This is a genomic window from Reichenbachiella carrageenanivorans (assembly GCF_025639805.1).
GTDB classification, from domain to species: Bacteria; Bacteroidota; Bacteroidia; order Cytophagales; family Cyclobacteriaceae; genus Reichenbachiella; species Reichenbachiella carrageenanivorans.
Genome location: NZ_CP106735.1, coordinates 2,761,878 through 2,780,996, shown reverse-complemented (window position 1 = coordinate 2,780,996; position 19,119 = coordinate 2,761,878). Strand labels below are relative to the sequence as shown.

Below are 19,119 nucleotides of genomic sequence, written 5' to 3'. Positions count from 1 at the left end.
CCAAGCCTAACCGCAGCCCTTCTGAGAAAAAAAGAACACTTTTAAAACTATAACATAAAGGATATATCAACCACTAGTGTGTGATATCCGGATGTTGTGTACAATATTGAAATAGAAAAATTGAAAACTTCAACTTCCATATTATTTCTTCGCTTCATAGAAAAGAAAACTAAAATTCAAGATTTTGAAAAATGGATTTATGAATCAGAATCATTGGAAGAAGAATTGCCAGATGAGACCTATACCGAACTAATTTCTCTAGATTTTAATGATAAGTCTATTAGGAAAATAGTTACAGAATTAGTCTTTCCTCTATTAGATGTTGGAAATGCTCACAAACAACAGTTGATTGAATTGATATCCGAAATTTTGGATAAAAAGATAGATCCAATAGCTGGAATAAGTGAACTACATTACAACTGGTTAGACGAAAAAGGCTATTTATTTCTATCTAATAATACAACGATTGCAAACTTTGGAGAACAAGGGAAATCGATAGTATCTAGAACGGATTTCAGTAATGAATTAACAATTGACGAAAAGTGGAAACTCGTTAAATCAGACGACACCTCTTTTATTGATTACTTAGTTAAAACAAAAACGAAACTTGAGGACGGTAGAATCAGGTTAACTGGCAACTTTAAAGAAGTTAAATTCTACGGACTTCAATTTGAATACGAGGAAAAAAGTACACAACAACACCTATGACACCATGTCGTGTCAGTAGATTACGATAGGTTTGTGGTTACTTACAAGCCCCGCGAATTCTCTGAATTCGCCTAGTGTGAAAAAGAAATTACTATGCGAATTCAAAGAATTCGCTACTTAGATAAACGAAACAGAATACGAACTTAAACACGCCACGGTGCATAGCCAGAGCGTTAGCGTCAATAAATCCAAGTCGAACACAGAACAATCATGAATAAATATCTGACCGCAGTATTACTTTTAGTATCCATAAACATTTCATTTGCTCAAGAAGTAATCGAAACGAAGTATTACAAATCGAGATACACAGACTCAAAAGAGGTCTCTGAATCCAAAGCAAAATTTGTAAGAACTAAAACCAAATATCCTGATGGCCGAATCGAAACGAACCATACAAGGATTAAGGACAACTTAACTATTTGGTCAAAAACCTATTTGAATGGAGAACCTGCTGGGATTTGGTTTCAATACTATGATAACGGCACACTAATGTCTCGACTAGATTATGACCAAGAACTCAATTATTCCGAGGAAACACCAAAGGATGCCCCTTATCTTGATTTGTACTCGAAGCAACCTAAGTCTCCAATCCAAGGAACATTAACATTTCCGACTTTAACTGAATATCCTGAAGGCTTTTCGTCCTATTTCGTGAAGAATATGCGCTACCCTGGCCCTGCGGTTGAAAAAAGAATAACAGGAAACGTCCTCGTACTTATTTCCATTGACGAACAAGGTAACACTGAAGTTCTATCGATCTTAAAAGGAGCTCATAAATACCTTGACTTAGAAGCATTCCGACTTCTGAACGAACTCCCTCAGTGGAACCCTTGCAAAATAGACGGTAAGCCAACTAAGGTGTATTCAATTGTTCCGATTGGTTTTAGGCTCGGATAAAGACGCTAACATACGCTATGAATGAATGGGGTTTTATCGGTAAGGACATTTTCGTGGGGATTGGAAAATCCGCCACAAGTTTTAAATTTAAATCAAGGCGTGGCTATGTGCGAGACGAGAGGTTAGTGCTTTCTAATCCCCACTCATCATAGCTGGGCGATATCTATGGTAAAAACAAGCGTATTGGTCTTTTTTTAATCCAATTTCTCTTGATAAGGAGTTCCTCTTTTTACTACGGCGACTACTCTATGGAGTAGTTTGTTTCTCACTGCATTGAGTGCACTCATTTTACTTTTCCCTTCTTCGGTTTTCCGAAGGTAATATCCTCGAAGTTCTTTGTGACATTTGATGGCATTCATCGCACACATGTGTAGATGAAATTTGAGTTGTTTGTTGGCAAAACTTGATGTGCCTGGACTGGCAAATATGCTGGTTCCACTACTGTATTCGAAAGGAGCTACACCGCAATAACAAGCCAGCTTTCGGTTGTCCAACATGCGAGTAAATCCTTCTGTATAAACGATCAGATCCACGGCCAAAACCTTGCCTACACTTTTCACCGAAGTGACCAATTCGTAGAGGGCCTTTAAGTGTTTATCTATCTGAATCAATTCGTCCATTTTGGCTTCAACTTTATCTAAAGATTTTTTTAACCCACTGATAGCTGACCTACTGATTCTTTCGATTTCACGTCCTGCTTTTGGGTCTACTTTGGTCAACTCATCTACAGCAATTTGCTGACTGTGTAAACTTTTTTGAAGCCTCATTCTGGTTTTCATTAGATCTTTGAGGCGGTTTAAGGTAGGATGTGAGAGTTTGACCAGTTTGGCATCACGTTGATGATCAAAAGCAAAATTGGCAATTCTTTCAGCGTCGATTTTGTCTGACTTACCCCTGATTAGTCCCATGCTTCTTTTGATGTGCAGGGAGGATTCCAGCCAAACTTTGCATCCTCTTTTGAGCAAATACTTGACAATGTTTCTGGTATAGATACCGGTATGTTCCATGCAGAAAAGGATGTCCTCACCACAGTCATTGCCATGTTGTTTAAGCCATCTTTTCATTTTCCGGAAGCCTTCGCTATCATTACTAAACAAGGCATTGTTGCACTTCATCGATGAGCTGTTAATCAAAGCCACATCAATACTCATTTTGCTAATGTCTATACCCACGATATGTGGGTAGAAGATTTGTTTAGGGGTGGTATTTTCCATAATTTCAATATTAAGTTCAAAACCTTGATGTTAGGGCATCTCGACGGATCGGGATCCCTGAATATCTATCTGAACATTTAACAATGGAAAGCAAGCCCTGAATCGCCCGATAAGTCTGGGTAACTTGGTTAGCGCGTAGTTCTGGCTTGCTTTCTTTTACTATTAAAAGTAAAACCTTTATTTCTTTGATTAATTATAGACAGGAAAGCTAAAGGTTGTCTTCAATGATATTTATTTCGGATAAATTTGAGCAATATTTTAACCAGCTATTAACCTATGTGCTACGCAAATAAAGAACGAAGAAACGAATCATCTGGCTACAGATCCGCAGCTTCCTTAACCGACGAAGAAAGAGCAGTACTAAAAAGAGTAGCGGAAGCAGAAAAACGAAGAAGCGAAAACGAACCTCCTATTGAACAGCAAATTGATGAGTTTTTAGCTGAGTTTGGACATACACGAGACAGTCTATCTCAAGCAACTGCTGAGAGAAAAGCCAAAGAAGAACAAATCCGAAAAGCCAACGAAAAGACCCCTGAACAAATTCAGAACGAAGAACTTGCTAGAAAAGAAGCTTCTAAACAAGCAGAAGAAAGAGCAGGCGCTAGTAAGTATTACAGCAAACTCAAGAAAGATACGCTTTTCAAATACGGCAAGAAAATGCCAACACTCAAGCTAGCCTTTCAAGACTTCGAATCTAGAATGCGTAGCGAAGACAATGACGTTGGCACTAGAGGATTTGTCAATGCGCTTGAAAAAGAATTCATAGGTCTCAAGTGGAGTGCAATGGTCAGAGGTGAAGAGGTTAAGGAAGTCACTGCTTCCGAAGCTTCACTTAGAAACGATGCACATACCAAACAAGTAACTCCTAACAATACTCAAATATCAGAAGGTGTTGGTGCAGGAGCAGCTACGAATCTAAAGGAAGATGTCCTAATCATTCAACAAGCTCTTCATAACCTTGGATTACTTACCGAAACAGACCTTATCAACGAAAGTGAAGTAGTCAACAACGCTACAACGCCATATGTAGAACAAGATACCATTAAGAAAACCATTGCTGCTATAGAGAAATTCCAAAGAGAAGTACTTCTTTGGGAGAGCTATGACGGTAACATTTGCGGTCCAGATAGTGGCACACTCAAAGCCATGCATGCAGAGGGCGTGACATGTGAGTACGTACAGAAAATGGTTGATAACTTTCCAAACATTGAAGCCAAAAGGAAAGCGCAAGTAGAGGCTGATAACAAAAAGAAAGAAGCAAACGCCAAGGCAGAAGAAACGAAAAAAGCAGAAGCTGAGAGAATTCAGTGTATCAAGGATGAACCTGCTACCGACCAACACATTCAAGAAAACTTCATTGAGCAGTATGAGAATCTTGATATTTTCGCTGAGACTCTAGTTGAGTATATCGAACACAACCCTAACCTGGTCATTACCATTCTAAACTCCGAAAGCGTTCCTGATGAATTATCAGTTAAGCTGTTAGATTCTCTTACTGATACTCATCTATCAGGAGCTAATGATGACATTCTATGCACATTACAAGAATCCCTCAACAGATGGTATGATTGGGCTTTTGACAAATACGAAGACGAAAAGACACGAATTGAAAAGTTTGTCGCTGTTCATCAAAACGAAAACCTATCCAAAGCAAAGGAAGGAGAAAAGAGAGCAGATATAGCCGTCGATGCAGCCAATAACAAAAAAGATACTCGTAAGTATCGCTGGAACGATGCTGACAAGAACTCAGGTAAAGGTGTCGATTGTTCTCACTTCATCAGAGAGATTGATGCGGTATTCCATTCCGAAGCAGCCAAGAAACAGAAAGAAAAAAATGGCTATCTCACTCAAAAAGAGTTAAACAAATATTGCAAAACTTTTTCTCTAGAGCGAATCAACAAACATGGTGGGTCTGGAACCCAACGAATGGTAAAAGTGCTCAAAGAGCATGGCACATACAGCGAAAAACTAGAGGACATCAGAATTGGTGATTACGTTTTTACTGGATCAGGTAAACAAAAGGATTTGTCATCCGTGAGTCACGTTGTAATAATTACCAAAATCAAAGAAACAAATGGAAAGAAAAGATATTACTTCGCTCAGTCAGGAAAATCAGGAGCAGCTTATAACGAAGAGACTAAAGAGTATGAAGGAGGAAGAGTTAGTGTTTCAAATGCCAAATACTCAATCGATTCCGATGGAGGCTTATGGAAGGACGAAGACACAGGAGAATATGCTCACTATTTTAAAGGTTCTGGCCGTCCTTAATCTAGTACTACTATTAGGCTGTCAAAGCAAGAATTCAGACATAAAATACGAATCAATACCAACAACATTCTCTGTGAACAATCCCTCGTGGGTCAAAGAGTATGCACATTATGATGAATTCACAGAAAAACTAAAACAGAGTGAAGGAAGTGAATTAATATTTACACGGAACAAACTAAAAGGCAATAGAGTGTTTGATGTTTCATGCGTAATGGAAGATGAAAAAAGAACATGGTTTTTCAAAATCAGCGACTCAAACGAAATGGTAGACTCCTTGAGCATTACAAGTTTGATAGGTAGAAGTGAACAAGTTGGAAGAGTTGAGATAGATTACAATACTGAAACCGGTAATTTTATAGGCTATATTTCTGCAAAGGATCCAATAATTGATAGTATGACTGTGACTTACTATCATTATTATATAAGGGTTAACACAGACTCAATATACTATTCTAGGTCTGAAGATGTACATGCATTGGATGAAGGAGGACAATAAAAAGCATCTAATCGAGTAGACGGCTGACGGTCAAATGACCGCCAGTGCGCCTCTCACACCACCCAGCGTACGGTTCTCAATCCCTACCCTACAGGCCGGCTCCTCGCTAAAAATGTCTAACAGACATTTTCTTTACGCTCCGCCCCAGTTCATCCAATCAGACTTTCACTTTGAAATAGTAATCCACCATACTTTCATAGCCTCTTTTCTTAAGTCTAGGGATGGTAATGGTCGTTCTCAGTATAGGACTTTGGGCTACTGTCCATCCAACCATCCGAATGCGACTCCAAGCATAAGCTATACCCTGTGGTACGCCTAAACGAATCAGGTTCTTGCGCTTGCGCTCGGGCTTCTTCCAATCGTGCCATATACAGTACCTGAGGCGATTCCTCAGCCACTCATCGAGCTTCATAGATACTTCCTTGACGGAAGTTGTTAATCCATCCTCGGTATACTTCTTTGAGTTTTTGGAGTCGCTCTTCGAAACTGTAGGGCAAGGTTTTCTTGGTCTGATGCTTGAGCTTACACTTAAGCGTTTGCCAACTGCTTTCACTGGCTACAAATCGGTATTTGACCTTCTCGTAGATCAGTTGTAGGAGTTTGTAGTGCTGTACTTCGTCAAAGAATCCTTTCAGATCTATGTCGACGATGTCTTGATAGCCATTGCTGTAGGGAACGTCGAACTGCCTGTTGAGCATTCTTCTGTGGGCGGAAGCCATAGCTCTCTGGTTCGAAGTTTAACTCAAACTAGCGATCAATTCCTAGCCGAATTTGGACACGTGTTGATGTTCAGCCCTTCTCAACTTCGTGAGTCCTCCATCTAATCCCGAAGGTGATGGCTCAGCCCATTGGTACTATGGCTTCTGCCGACTTCTCTGTCTCCAGCTCGTGAAGTCTGAGACCTACCCAGATAAGAGCATATTCCTTCCCCCAATTCCACTGGATCTACGGTACAAGTACTTGATGGAAACCCACCCTTTGGACGTCAGTATGATGTGTTACCTCATCCGAACTATACAGCCTCTGTATCCAGTTCCTCTTCGTTGGAACCGAGTTTTGCAGTCTCGCTTTCTTCAGTCAATACCTCATGGTATCCGACCTTGCGACTTGCTAACGATTCGGGGTACAAACCCGCTCGTAAGGGACTTTCACCCGCTGGAACTTTCGTGTTAACTTTGTTAACACATGCAACATACTGGGCACACACACGGCGTCATAGTGCATGTGCGAACTGAGCATTTAGCCAGCCTCGGCGGAACGAACCCGTGCATCTGCCGGCGGAAATGACTTCTCTGCTTATGGTGATGTCAGTTCGCCGCATCGGAAGATCGGCGGAACGTGGCTCTCACCGATTCGCTAGTAGATTCGGTAGATTTTCACTACTTTGGCTGTATTATCAAACGACACGCATACGCAGGTTATGTGACATTTTGAAAAGATATTATGAAGACAAAAATTCAAATATTCAGTATACTATTCGTGTTTCTTGTAGCATGCAATAACAACCCAAACAGCGAACAAAAAGAGACCCCTGTAAGCAAATTTCCAAATTTCATTGTCATTGTAGCAGATGATTTGGGCTATTCAGATTTGGGGGCTTTTGGCGGAGAAATTAATACCCCCGTATTGAATGCGCTTGCTAAAGAGGGAATTCAATTCACCAATTTTCATGTTTTGCCGACCTGTTCTCCTACACGCTCTTCATTAATGTCTGGTAACGACAACCATGTGGCAGGGCTTGGAGTTATGAGTGAAACCATTTACCCAGCAATAAAAGACTTACCCGGTTATGCAGGTCACCTTTCAAAACAAGTAGCTACCTTACCTGAGGTTTTAGCTACAGGAGGTTATAATACCTATATGTCAGGTAAATGGCATTTGGGTGAAACGGATGACCAAAGTCCTTTTGCCAGAGGATTTCAGGAAACTTTCTCCTTTGCCGAAGGTGCAGCGAGCCATTGGAGCGACATGCGCGCATTAGGCGCTGAAACATCTGTTACCTATAGACGCAATGGCATGCCGGTAGCTACACTTCCCGAAGATTTCTATTCTACCAAAAACTATACGGATTCCATTATTCATTTCATCGATAAAAACAAAACAGACGAAAAACCATTTTTGGCCTATTTGTCATTCACCGCGCCACACGACCCGTTGCATGCGCCAGCAGAATATATTGCGAAATACAAAGGACGTTATGACCAAGGTTGGGATGAACTTCGCAATGAACGAGTGAAAGGCTTATTAGAAAAAGGGATTATCTCGGAAGATGTTGCACAAGAAGAGCTAAGTCAAAATGTAATGGTGCAACCTTGGGCGACTTTAGATGAACAATCGAAAAAAGAAAAGACCCGTGACATGGAAGTGTATGCCGCTATGGTAGATTATATAGATGCATCCGTAGGGCGATTAACCGATTATTTAAAAGCAAATAACCTCTATGACAATACCATCATTTTGTTCTTCTCGGACAATGGCGCAAATGGTGCACCTGCCACAGCGTATCCCGGAAATGCAGACGGCCAATACTTATCTACATTCAATAACGAATTAGAAAATAGAGGCTTGCCCAACTCCTTTATCGATATGGGTGCAGGGTGGGCACAGGCATCTTCTGCTAATTTTAGACTATTTAAAAGCTTTACTTCGGAAGGCGGAATAAAATCACCATTGATTGTAAAGCCTTTGAGTAAAAGCGCAAAACAAGGCCTAAACACCAGCTTACTTCATGTGTCAGATATCATGCCCACGCTTCTTGATTATGCAGGTATTGCGTATCCAAAGGAAGTAAACGGAACACCTGTAAAAACACCTATTGGCGAATCCTTCAAAACCGTATTGAATGGAGGCGAAACGCACAAACAGCGCAATAAAGGTATTGGTTATGAATTGTTTGAAATGAAAGCCTACATCGAAGGTGATTGGAAAATATTGCGCCTTGTAGCTCCTTTCGGTAATGGTGATTGGCAATTGTACAATTTGGCTGAAGATCCTTCAGAGTTAAACGATTTATCAGCAACAAACCCTGAAAAAAGAATGGAACTCATTGATGCTTATCAAGCTTACGCAAAAGAAAACGAAGTATTTGATCATCAAGGTTTGTTTGATGGATTCTTTAAACAAGCTTATGGTGTAGACGAATGAAAAACGAAACCCTTATTTATACCCCATTATCTAGCCTGTGTTGTGTTGGAATATAAAGCATTACTCCTTTCATATTGAGTGCGATTACCTTATGATTTTAGTTTTCCCCACTTGACTCTCCGTTATTTCTGTCTCCCAGACATATACGGTTTTAAGGTTTTCGATACTAGACAGATCAGTCAAACAATTGTCAGTAAGTGCATTTCCATAAAGGTTCAATACTTCCAACCGTTTCAAGCTTGCGATGGGTTTTATACCCTCGTCAGATATATCATTATTATCCAAGCGAAGTTTTACTAGGTTGTTCATTGCTCCAAGGGGAGCCAATTCTTGATTCTTTAAACCTAATCCGGATAAATGCAGCCAGATGATGTTTTGCGCTAATGGCTCCAGTTTTTTCAGCAATTCAGCCCCTTTATCGTGACCGAGTGAAGACGGAACCCGCACGTCGTAGCAGTTGCTACCAGCCACCAATTCACGAATCACTACGCCCTCAGCCAGCAGGTTTTCGATCACATGTTGCGGTACGCTGTCCAACTGGGCTATATTATTTTCTCCATGGCTATTCTTCTCCAATCCCAAATAAACCGCAGCCAGATGGTTGATACTGTCATTACCAACCGAATCCATTGTCATTCCAAATCCTCCTTCTTGTTTGAGCCAAAAGGCCAACAACTTTCGTTCATTTTCAGTCAATTGCGTCTTGCCTTTAGGTGGCATTACATCGTCGCTAGACTCAGGCAAATGAATACGCCGCAACAATTCATTTTCACCGAAAGGCTGAGCGAATATAGATCCAGCATCTCCGCCTTTTCTCATCGCAGCTCCATCGACCAACGACAGCCCGCCTTTCTTCTTTTCATCGCTATGACATGAAATACATTTGGCTTGAATGATCGGCTTGGCAATATGATCGTAGAGCATGGCCTGCTGAATCGTGACGGGTGGTGGCAACTGATTGGCTCTGCTGCCAATAATCGGAGCGTATTCGGTCAGGTAGTCGCTGCCGTGCGTGAGATTACCTCCCAAATGCCCCGTAGCAGACAGTACCATGACCATTAGCGTAAGCGAAACCCATCGAATATGTTTTGCCCTATTTTCAGATAGGGATAGCGTGAATGACAAATAGGCCCAAGTCGACAAGATCGTGGTGGCAATCCCTGCCCACATGTGCCAGTCCAAGGCGCTATCCGCATATCCACCACTCAGAGACAACATAAAGCCGATCACGCAAGCAGCACCAGCACCGACCGTCCCCAAGAGCAAGCTAAAAGCGATGGCTTGATTAAATGTATCTGTCTTCTTCCAATGGTCATAAATCCACATCAAAAAAGCCAAAAGCAAGAAGCCTATTGGCAAATGCACGACCAAGGGGTGAAACCTTCCTAAAAACACGATGATATCTGGTGCATTCATATTCTTTCTAGTTTGATGGGTGGCGTCTGATCTGCATTCCACTGACAGACATATAGATTTTTATCTTCGTCCACACAGACATCATGTCCATGATTGAAAGGCTTGTGAGCCAATTGATAGCTGGGTTGCAGTTCGCCGTTGATGTATTCGGGTGCGGTACCTCCAGGATTTGAGACCACCCTATCTCCCTCAAGCACCGTCACAAATCCAGTGTGCGCTTGCCAATCGAATATACCGCCCTTGGGCTTCGACCAGCAGACCCCGGCATACAAATTAGGCCCGTCGAATACTGGCCGACATACATACATATTGGGTAAAGTCAGCGTGCGAATATATTTTCCCTCGAGGGTAAAAAATTTAAAGGCATTGTCATTACGCGAAGTACACACCACCATCGGTTTTTTCGGGTCGCGAAGGTCGATCGCCACTCCATGGGCGTTGCTCAGGTTGTAGTTGGGATCTGCATTGTCATGACCTCCCCAGTGTCGGATGTATTGGCCATTGGTGTCGTACTGAATGATGTAGTCGGCGCCATATCCGTCGGCTACATAGATGTCGCCATTGGGCGCCACGGCTACTTCGGTAGGTCTGAAATACTCGTTGGGCTTGTAGACACCAATCGTTTGTGGATGACCAATGTCAAATACCACACGGCCGTCAGTCGTGGTTTTGGATACCCGGCCATTGTGACTAACCCACTGGCCTAGCTTGTCTTTGTACCAGCCGGAGTCTGTCAAGAACAAGAAATCTTCATCGTTTTCTTTCGATAAAGTCAACCCATGACCACCGGGATAGGCCGTACCCCAGTAGTCCAGCATTTTGCCTGACTTGTCGAATATGATAATATTGTTGCGTGGATGATCGCCTAGCATGATCAAACGTCCTTTGCTGTCCATCACCATTTCGTGGCAATTGAGCAGAGGGAATCGCATGCGGTCCATTTTGGCCCAGTCGCGCACCATGCGGTATTGGTAATCTCCGTGACCCAGGATTTCTTCTTCGGGTTGGACGTTTTTGATAATATTGAATCCGAAGGAAGGAGCCGCTGCTAATCCAGCTGCCAGCCCTGTCTTCTTTAAAAAATTTCTTCTTGTATTCATTGGTTTTTTTATTCTTTTCCGTCATTGCGAGGGACGAGTGACGATGTTTGATCAACTCAAAATATCTTTCACTACATGCCCATGCACATCTGTCAAGCGAAAGCGTCTTCCCTGATGCTTGAAGGTCAACCGCTCGTGATCTACTCCCATCAGATGCATCAATGTAGCATGGAAGTCATGTACCGACACTGGATTTTCTGTGATGTTGTAACTGAAATCATCGGTGGCACCATAGGTAAAACCGGGCTTTACTCCTGCCCCGGCCATCCACATGGTAAAGCATCGTGGATGATGATCGCGTCCGTAATTGGTTTCGGACAATTTACCTTGCGAGTACACCGTACGTCCGAACTCTCCTCCCCAAATCACAAGCGTATCTTCCAGTAGTCCTCTTTGCTTCAGGTCTTTGATCAATGCGGCTGTTGGTTGGTCTGTTTTTTTGCACTGCCCACTGATGCCGCTCGGCAGGTGCAGGTGCTGATCCCAGCCTCTGTGATATAGCTGCACGAATTTCACATCCTTCTCTAAGAGCCTTCTGGCCATCAAGCAATTGGCGGCGTAGGTGCCAGGATCACGACTGTCTTCACCATACATATCGTAGATGTGGTCTGGTTCGTCCGACATATCCGTAATCTCAGGCACAGAGGCCTGCATACGATAGGCCATTTCATATTGTGCGATACGTGCGTTGATTTCTGGATCGCCGTAGGCACTGTGCTGCACTTCGTTCATTTGCTTTAGGTATTCCAGCATTTCACCACGGTCTTTTCCATCATAGCCTTCGGGATTATTCAAAAACAAAACCGGATCGGCACCGGATCTGAACTGTACCCCTTGGTGCTGAGTAGGTAAAAAGCCATTGCCCCAGAGGCGAGAATAAAGCGGCTGACCGTTGGCATTTTTAGAATTGAGCACGATAAACGACGGGAGGTTGTTATTGTCTGAGCCCAAGCCATAGCTCATCCAAGAACCGATGGACGGCCTACCTGGCAGTTGATGTCCCGTTTGAAAAAAGGTAATGGCCGGATCGTGATTGATCTGATCGGTATGCATGGATTTGATGAAGCAAAGTTCGTCCACCACCTCCGCCGTATGGGGCATAAGCTCACTCACCCAAGCACGACTTTCGCCATATTGATCGAATTTGTACATCGACGGTGCTATGGGTAATGAAGACTGATTGGCGCTCATGCCAGTGAGACGCTGTCCGCCGCGAACAGAACTCGGCAAATCCTGACCAAACATGGTAGCCAATTTGGGTTTGTAATCGAAGGTTTCGAACTGCGAAGGCCCTCCACTTTGGAATAAGTAAACTACTCGTTTGGCCTTTGGCATGAAGTGCGGTAGGCCAGGAATACCATTCCCAGTAATGGGTGAAGGCGTAGCTCCATATAGCTTGTCCACGCCAAGCAAAGAACCTAGCGCCATGGCGCCGAGTCCCAGAGAAGTCTTCGTCAAAAATTGTCTACGGTCGATCTTCTTTTCCTCTTCTTGCAGGTCTTTTATTCCAGACCGAATGATATCGTGATGATGGCACATATTATTATCTTTTAGTGATGGTAGCGTCTGTATTTAAGATCACACTGGCCACCACCGCATTGGCAGCTACCAGATTAGAATCAAGCGAAGGGTCTACTCGATAAGCACCAGTCTCCAACCAGCCTTTAGCCCTATTTTCATCCGCTTTAAACTTTTCATATTCATCTTGCTGCAGCGCATGCAGCAAGTTCATTTCTTCTTCCACCGGCATTCTACCTGTGAGTTTCACGAAAGCCTCTTTGATGGCCTTTGCTGAGTCATCGGCTTGGGTGATCCGTTCTCCAATCTTTCTGGACGTTTCCACGAAAGTGGGATCATTGAGAAGGACAAGCGCTTGCAGTGGCGTATTCGTCTTCTGACGGCGTACGGTGCACTCACTTCGATCCGGTTGATCAAACGTCGCTTGTGTCGGTAAGGGCACGGATCGTTTCCAGATGCTGTACAAACTACGGCGATACAAGTCTTCCCCTTCACCTTGCACATAAGTGTTCGAATTCATCGCCCAAAGGCCTTCGCGCTGATAAGGGCGAACACTTTCCCCGCCAATCTTTGGCACCAGCAGATCACTGACTGCCAGGGCATTGTCTCGAATCATCTCACTGGTCAGCCTCATCTGTGGCCCTCTAGCGAGAAGCACATTGTCCGGATCTTTCTCTCTGAGTTCAGGACTGCAATAGGAGTCTTGCTGGTAGGTAGCCGACATGACCATAAGCTTGTGCAGGGCTTTGACATCCCAATCATGCTCCATAAACCAAATGGCCAACCAATCGAGCAGCTCGGGGTGACTCGGGAGTTCGCCCTGATTACCAAAATCTTCGCTGGTGCGAACGATGCCCCGTCCAAACAAATGCTGCCAGTAGCGATTCACCGCCACGCGGGCAGTCAATGGATGATCTTCATCGAAAAACCATTGCGCTAAGCCTAACCTGTTTTTAGGTAATTTTTCGTCCATAGGAAGAACCGTAGACGGTGTACCAGGCGCTACAGCCTCTCCATAATTGTCATATAGACCACGTTTGAGTACATATGCCTGTCGAGGGGAGTCCATTTCTTTCATCACCATCACCTCCTTTACCGCATCTAGGGTATCGGCTAATACAGCACGTGTCTTTTGCAAATCAGCCGAAGTGATTCGATAACTATTAGAAACATTCTCCCAATAATATTCACGTAGCAACTCCCTTTCTGATACTGTCAATTGTTGAGATGCTTTCTCTAAAATGTTTTTAGCCATCGGACTGCCTGCGAGCTGTAATACTTCGAATGCAGTGAGCGATCGGTCATACACCATGATATCATCTACCAAAGCATCTTTGATTCCGAATCCTCTCCATCTACCTCCTACTTTGAGACCTGGCTCTAGTGGCTCTGGGTAGATTTCGTCTATATAATCATGAAATAGAATGTCTTTATACAGATTGTCATTATTGACGATCATGCTTTCCTCTTTGCCATTGATGTAGAGTTTGACTCCTTCTGCTTTGCTCGATCCATCGTAAGTCATCGTGAGCTGCACCCATTCATTGGTTGGGATCGTGGTTGTTCCGACTTTTTCTATGGCATTGTCCGGCCAGGTATGAGCAAGCATCACTTCCAATTTTCCATCTCTATAGTAAAGATGATAGCCTTTGTAGCCATGCAGTCGCACGCCCTTATTTTTATGAAAAATCACGCCTTCTTTGAGCGAATCTGGCAGATTGACCCAAAGACCAATACTGAAAGATTCGTCTCTACCATAGATGCCTACGGGTTTGAGATCGAGCCACGAATCGCCATTGACGAGCAATCCTTTTCTTCCATCTGATTGGCTAAATGCTGCAGGTTCGGCATCGGTGTACATTCGAGCCATGCGACCAGACTGTCCGGTAATCTTATTCTTCAAATGACCGTCCAAGGTGAAATGAGCAGCCATGCCTTGGTTAAGATTAGAAGACGCTACTTTATAGCCTCCTGCCGCTATCCACTGATCTGCCTCGGATTCATTTTTGGTAGCGTGAAGTTGCGATTCTTGTTCCTTCTCTAGCTTTTGCAAATAGGCTATTACCTCCTTTTGTTCCTTATCGGGAATAAGGAGCGTAGGTACAGGTATATCCATCGGGTCACGTGAGATTTGCCCCGACTCATTTACATTATTGAAAAAGCTATACAGCGAATAGAACTCTTTGTGGGAAATAGGATCGTACTTGTGGTCGTGGCATCTGGCACAAGCTACGGTCAATCCCATGATTCCCTGGCCGACAACGGACGTTCTGTCGATCACCTGTTCTACTCGATATTCTTCTTCGATGATACCGTCTTCTGAGTTTTGCGCGTGGAGCCTGTTGAATCCTGTGGCCAATATCTGCTCCCTAGTGGCATTGGGCAAAAGGTCACCCGCCAACTGCCAAGTCACAAATTGATCGTAAGACATGTTATCATTGAACGCCTTGATGACCCAATCTCGCCAAGGACTCATGTCGCGATAAAAATCTACTTGATAGCCATATGTATCAGAGAATCTGGATAAGTCCATCCAATCTACCGCCATTTTCTCCCCATAGTGAGGAGAGGCCAATAGTCGATCCACTTGTTTTTCGTAGGCATCTGCGTCATTATCATTAACGAAGGTCTTTATCTCTTCCACAGAGGGAGGCAGTCCTGTTAGATCAAGCGACAGCCTTCTGAGCAACAACGATCTCTCCGATCGATTTGCTGGCGTCAGGTTTTCTTCTTCTAATCGACTTAATATGAAATGATCAATGGCATTACGAGCATTTGATTCTGACTCGACAGTTGGCACCTCTGGCTTTTCAGGTTTTACAAATGCCCAATGTGGTTTGTATTCTGCTCCTTCTTCAACCCATTTAGTCAACACCGCCTTTTCATAATCCGAAAGTGAGATATTGCTTTTCGACGGTGGCATGATAGCATTGGGATCGTCAGACAATATGCGATGAAACAACTCACTAGCCGACAAACTCCCCGGCACCACGGCATGTTTACCAGGAGATTCTGGTAATTCTGCATAGGCCGTTTCAGCAGCATGCAGTTGTAGACCTGCCTCTATCTTCCCCTTGTCAGGTCCATGACAGGCAAAACATTTGTCGGATAATATGGGCTTGACATGTATATTGAAATCTAAAGATTGCGGCAGCTGCTCATAAGCTACTTTCACTCCTTCTGGCAACGTAGGACGGCAACTGGAGAGGAATCCAGCTCCCCATATTCCTAATAGGATAAAATAAAAGTATTGGTTTTTCATTCGACTAGTTAAAATCATTTCTTAGGGATTTATCTCTCCCTTTCTTAATCTCAAATGTGTCAATTGATATGATGAAAATCATATTTTTCATATAGACTTGATATAGACAATGACTAAATTTCATATTGTATATGATTATAAAAAGCGGTAATTGTAGAGATTTGAGAAGGATTGAGACATTTTCATGTACATGACTGAGAAAAAAGTATATAGACTTCTGAAGTTCAAAAAAGCCTATTTGATGATGCTATTTTGTTTATTAATCCATAATGGATTTTCACAGACAAACAGCAAATCCAACGAGCTATGGATCTATCAAAATCAAGAAGATTCATTGACTGAAAGGTTAACTAAGAATTGGAACAATTCGCTAGAATCAGGAGATACACTTTCTGCCATCAAATCACTCAATCAGCTCGCAAGTATCTATTGCAATCGAGTGAATTACTCAAAATCTTACGACGGATATTGGAAGGCATTGCTTTTAGCAGATCAAAGTGATGATGCCGCATCAAAAGCCATCAGCTACAACGGTCTTGCCATTCTATACAGCCTGTATGAGCGACGAGAAGAAGCTCTCAAATATTACCTGCTTGCTCTAGATATCAATCGCGATTTAGTAAATCGAGGAACCTTGGATCAAGCCGCCTTGAATGAAAATTATTTTCCGCTAGCCGTTCATTATAAGTATGAGCACAATCCCGAATTGGCTCATAAATATCTGGACAGTTGTGAGTTGCTTCTACCAACCGATGTCGTTGGTTTATTTACAGCAGTTGAGAGAGCTCATTTGTTTGTGCAGGAGAAGAAGTTTAATCGAGCGGATAAAATATTTAACCAAATAGAAAAGCAAATCACTGAAAACAGCCCTGACTTTACACCCATTCTTTATTCCTATATAGGTGATTTGCATGCTGGGCGGCAAGCGCATGAGCAAGCCACTGCTTATTACATAAAATCCATTGCTGCAGCTAAAAAACACTTGACCCATCTCAATTTCGTACCGGATGTTTATGAAAAGCTGTCTGCGATTATGAGTCTTCGGGGCAACCCCAAGCAGGCCAATGAATATCTGAAACTAGCCAATCAGATCAACGAATATTTGTATAGCAGCAGAAGCCCAAACAACCAATACCTGCTCGAAATCAAAGATGAGTATAGGCTTGAAAAAGAAAGAAATGAACGTGTGACCCAGGAACGTCGACTACGCACATTGGAACAAGAACAGCAAATTTCTAATTTGAAAATTTTCCTTTTGGTGGTGTCTATTGGACTTCTGTTTTCCGTTGGATTTTTTCTGTTCAAATATTGGCGAACGAAGCACAAAACCGAAAAAAGGACCATAGAACTAGAACGGCAAAAGGAAGCTGAAAAGTCGCGTGAGATTCTCTCAGTCAAGAACAAGGAACTGACACTCTCCACACTACAGCTTATAGCCAAAGATGAATTGCTATCTAACCTAAAGAACGGATTGAAGCAAATTCAAAAAGAAACTGATTCTAAGGTAGCAGGAAAATTGATGAAGGAGATTGGTCTCAATAAGGATCAAAGTTGGCTAGAATTTGAAAAGCGATTCTCTGCCGTCAACAATGACTTTTACAAAAAGGTAAAAAACCAATTCCCTGACCTTACACCATACGATCTGAAAATATGTGCTTTGCTCAAGCTAGATTTCACTGGCAAAGAAATGGCCACGCTGCTCGGCATCTCGGCCGAGAGCGCGCAGACTTCCAGATACAGATTGAGAAAAAAGCTTGGGCTGAAAAAAGAAGATAATTTGGTTGATTTTATGAATGAGATTTAGGCTAAATGGTTCGTGAGGACACAAACCAAAACGGTGAGAACGTCACTAAGCCGACATCAACTCGGTGGGTTTCAGTGGAACGGTTGAGTCTACCAGTTTGGCTTTATCTAGCAATATTCCTTCTTTGATAAACTTAGTGCCTATCACATAAGCCTTGGCATTGTTGACCGCATCTACGGCCAATAACCGATCGCCTTTGAAATACCAAACTGAAAACTTCCGTTTTCCTTCTTCTCTTCTAATGAGCAGGTCGTCATAGCCCTCTGACAATCCCACCATCTGCAATTTCACATCGTACTGATCGCTCCAAAACCAGGGTATACTGTTATAAATCACTGTTTTATTCATAATAGAGGCTGCAGCTACTTTGGATTGATCCACGGCATGCTGTACAGACTCTAAGCGTATCCATCGGTCATAGATCGGATTGTGATGATAACTACAATCACCTATAGCATATATATCTGGATCGCTGGTTTGCGCTTGAGCATTGACTTTGATTCCGTTTTCAACCTCTAACCCAGCGGCTTTCGCCAATTCCAAATTCACCTTAATTCCTACGCCAATTACAATGAGGTCTGCTGTAAACTGACTTCCATCTGTACATTGCACCACATTGCATTCGCCTTCTGAAATAATCGACACCACGTTTTTTTGTGTAAGCACATCTACTCCTTCTTCGGCATGTAACTGTTGAAAAAACACCGACATCTCTGAAGCCGTGACTCGTGCCAGCACTCTTTCTTCTCGCTCCAGCACTGTCACTTTAGCTCCAATTTTTTTCAAGGATGCTGCGATCTCCAAACCTATATATCCCCCACCGATAATGACAGCTCGTTTTCCAACGCCAGCACCAAGAGCTTTTCGGATATGCTCCACATCAGCGGCTGTCCGCAATGGGTACACATGCTTTGCAGTATCTAAGCCAGCAATTGGCGGGATAAGAGGTCTGGCTCCAGTGGCCATCACCAATTTGTCATAAGCCATTGATTCGCCATTGTTCAGCTCAATAGTTTTCTGTTTCCAATCTATGGTTTCTACTCCTATACCTAAGTGGAGTTGGATATTCTCCTTTTCGTAGCTTTCGATCGATTTGAGTGAATGTCTTTCAATCTTGTCATCGCTAGTCAAATAGGCCTTGGACAACGGCGGACGGTGATAGGGCAATACGGGATCTTTGTCGTACAGATGAATCTCTCCTTCCCACCCTTCTTTACGCAAAGCAAATGCACAGTTTACCCCGGCATGACTGGCACCAATGATCAGGCACTTTTTATTGATATTGGACATAA

14 protein-coding genes are annotated in these 19,119 nt (G+C 43.0%); 6 read left to right on the top strand and 8 right to left on the bottom strand.

Annotated elements, in window-relative coordinates; translation table 11 throughout:
• The first annotated feature begins 120 nt into the window (after nt 1–120).
• On the top strand, nt 121–708 hold the full coding sequence (locus N7E81_RS10970; RefSeq protein WP_263049636.1) for a hypothetical protein: 588 nt from the start codon (nt 121–123) through the stop codon (nt 706–708).
• Nucleotides 709–918: 210 nt separating this feature from the next.
• On the top strand, nt 919–1,605 hold the full coding sequence (locus N7E81_RS10965) for an energy transducer TonB (protein ID WP_263049635.1): 687 nt from the start codon (nt 919–921) through the stop codon (nt 1,603–1,605).
• Nucleotides 1,606–1,799: 194 nt separating this feature from the next.
• Here N7E81_RS10965 and N7E81_RS10960 read toward each other — a convergent pair whose 3' ends face one another.
• A complete protein-coding gene (locus N7E81_RS10960; protein WP_263049634.1) occupies nt 1,800–2,819 on the bottom strand; it encodes an IS110 family RNA-guided transposase in 1,020 nt (339 codons plus the stop codon).
• 276 nt (nt 2,820–3,095) lie between these two features.
• On the opposite strand from N7E81_RS10960, the gene N7E81_RS10955 reads away from it, so the two are divergent.
• Nucleotides 3,096–5,087: a hypothetical protein gene (locus N7E81_RS10955; RefSeq protein WP_263049633.1), complete on the top strand. Its 1,992-nt coding sequence runs from the start codon at nt 3,096–3,098 to the stop codon at nt 5,085–5,087.
• Nucleotides 5,088–5,160: 73 nt separating this feature from the next.
• Entirely contained in the window at nt 5,161–5,583 is a 423-nt protein-coding gene (locus tag N7E81_RS10950) for a hypothetical protein (RefSeq protein ID WP_263049632.1), read from the top strand.
• 215 nt (nt 5,584–5,798) lie between these two features.
• On the opposite strand, the gene N7E81_RS10945 is transcribed toward N7E81_RS10950, so the two are convergent.
• Nucleotides 5,799–5,981 (bottom strand): hypothetical protein, encoded by a 183-nt coding sequence (locus N7E81_RS10945; protein WP_263049631.1) that lies wholly within the window; start codon nt 5,979–5,981, stop codon nt 5,799–5,801.
• A complete protein-coding gene (locus N7E81_RS10940; protein ID WP_263049630.1) occupies nt 5,982–6,302 on the bottom strand; it encodes a hypothetical protein in 321 nt (106 codons plus the stop codon). It lies immediately after the preceding gene.
• 724 nt (nt 6,303–7,026) lie between these two features.
• On the opposite strand from N7E81_RS10940, the gene N7E81_RS10935 reads away from it, so the two are divergent.
• Nucleotides 7,027–8,727, top strand: coding sequence for an arylsulfatase (locus N7E81_RS10935; protein WP_263049629.1), 1,701 nt, complete (start codon nt 7,027–7,029; stop codon nt 8,725–8,727).
• An 84-nt stretch (nt 8,728–8,811) separates the two neighbouring features.
• Here the strand turns inward: N7E81_RS10935 and N7E81_RS10930 are convergent, their stop codons facing one another.
• From N7E81_RS10930 to N7E81_RS10915, 4 genes are read right to left on the bottom strand one after another with little or no spacing between them, the layout of a single operon-like run.
• Nucleotides 8,812–10,143: a c-type cytochrome domain-containing protein gene (locus N7E81_RS10930; protein WP_263049628.1), complete on the bottom strand. Its 1,332-nt coding sequence runs from the start codon at nt 10,141–10,143 to the stop codon at nt 8,812–8,814.
• Complete coding sequence (locus tag N7E81_RS10925) at nt 10,140–11,243, bottom strand: twin-arginine translocation signal domain-containing protein (RefSeq protein WP_263049627.1); 1,104 nt, start codon at nt 11,241–11,243, stop codon at nt 10,140–10,142. The genes N7E81_RS10930 and N7E81_RS10925 overlap by 4 nt, the downstream gene beginning before the upstream one ends.
• A 51-nt stretch (nt 11,244–11,294) precedes the next feature.
• On the bottom strand, nt 11,295–12,782 hold the full coding sequence (locus N7E81_RS10920) for a DUF1501 domain-containing protein (protein WP_263049626.1): 1,488 nt from the start codon (nt 12,780–12,782) through the stop codon (nt 11,295–11,297).
• A 4-nt stretch (nt 12,783–12,786) separates the two neighbouring features.
• A complete protein-coding gene (locus N7E81_RS10915) occupies nt 12,787–16,023 on the bottom strand; it encodes a DUF1553 domain-containing protein (protein ID WP_263049625.1) in 3,237 nt (1,078 codons plus the stop codon).
• 190 nt (nt 16,024–16,213) lie between these two features.
• Here N7E81_RS10915 and N7E81_RS10910 point away from each other — a divergent pair, with 190 nt between their 5' ends.
• The gene (locus N7E81_RS10910) at nt 16,214–17,827 is read left to right on the top strand and encodes a tetratricopeptide repeat protein (protein WP_263049624.1); all 1,614 of its coding nucleotides are present in this window, start codon (nt 16,214–16,216) and stop codon (nt 17,825–17,827) included.
• Nucleotides 17,828–17,872: 45 nt separating this feature from the next.
• On the opposite strand, the gene N7E81_RS10905 is transcribed toward N7E81_RS10910, so the two are convergent.
• Nucleotides 17,873–19,117 (bottom strand): NAD(P)/FAD-dependent oxidoreductase, encoded by a 1,245-nt coding sequence (locus N7E81_RS10905; protein ID WP_263049623.1) that lies wholly within the window; start codon nt 19,115–19,117, stop codon nt 17,873–17,875.
• Between the last annotated feature and the right edge of the window lie 2 nt (nt 19,118–19,119).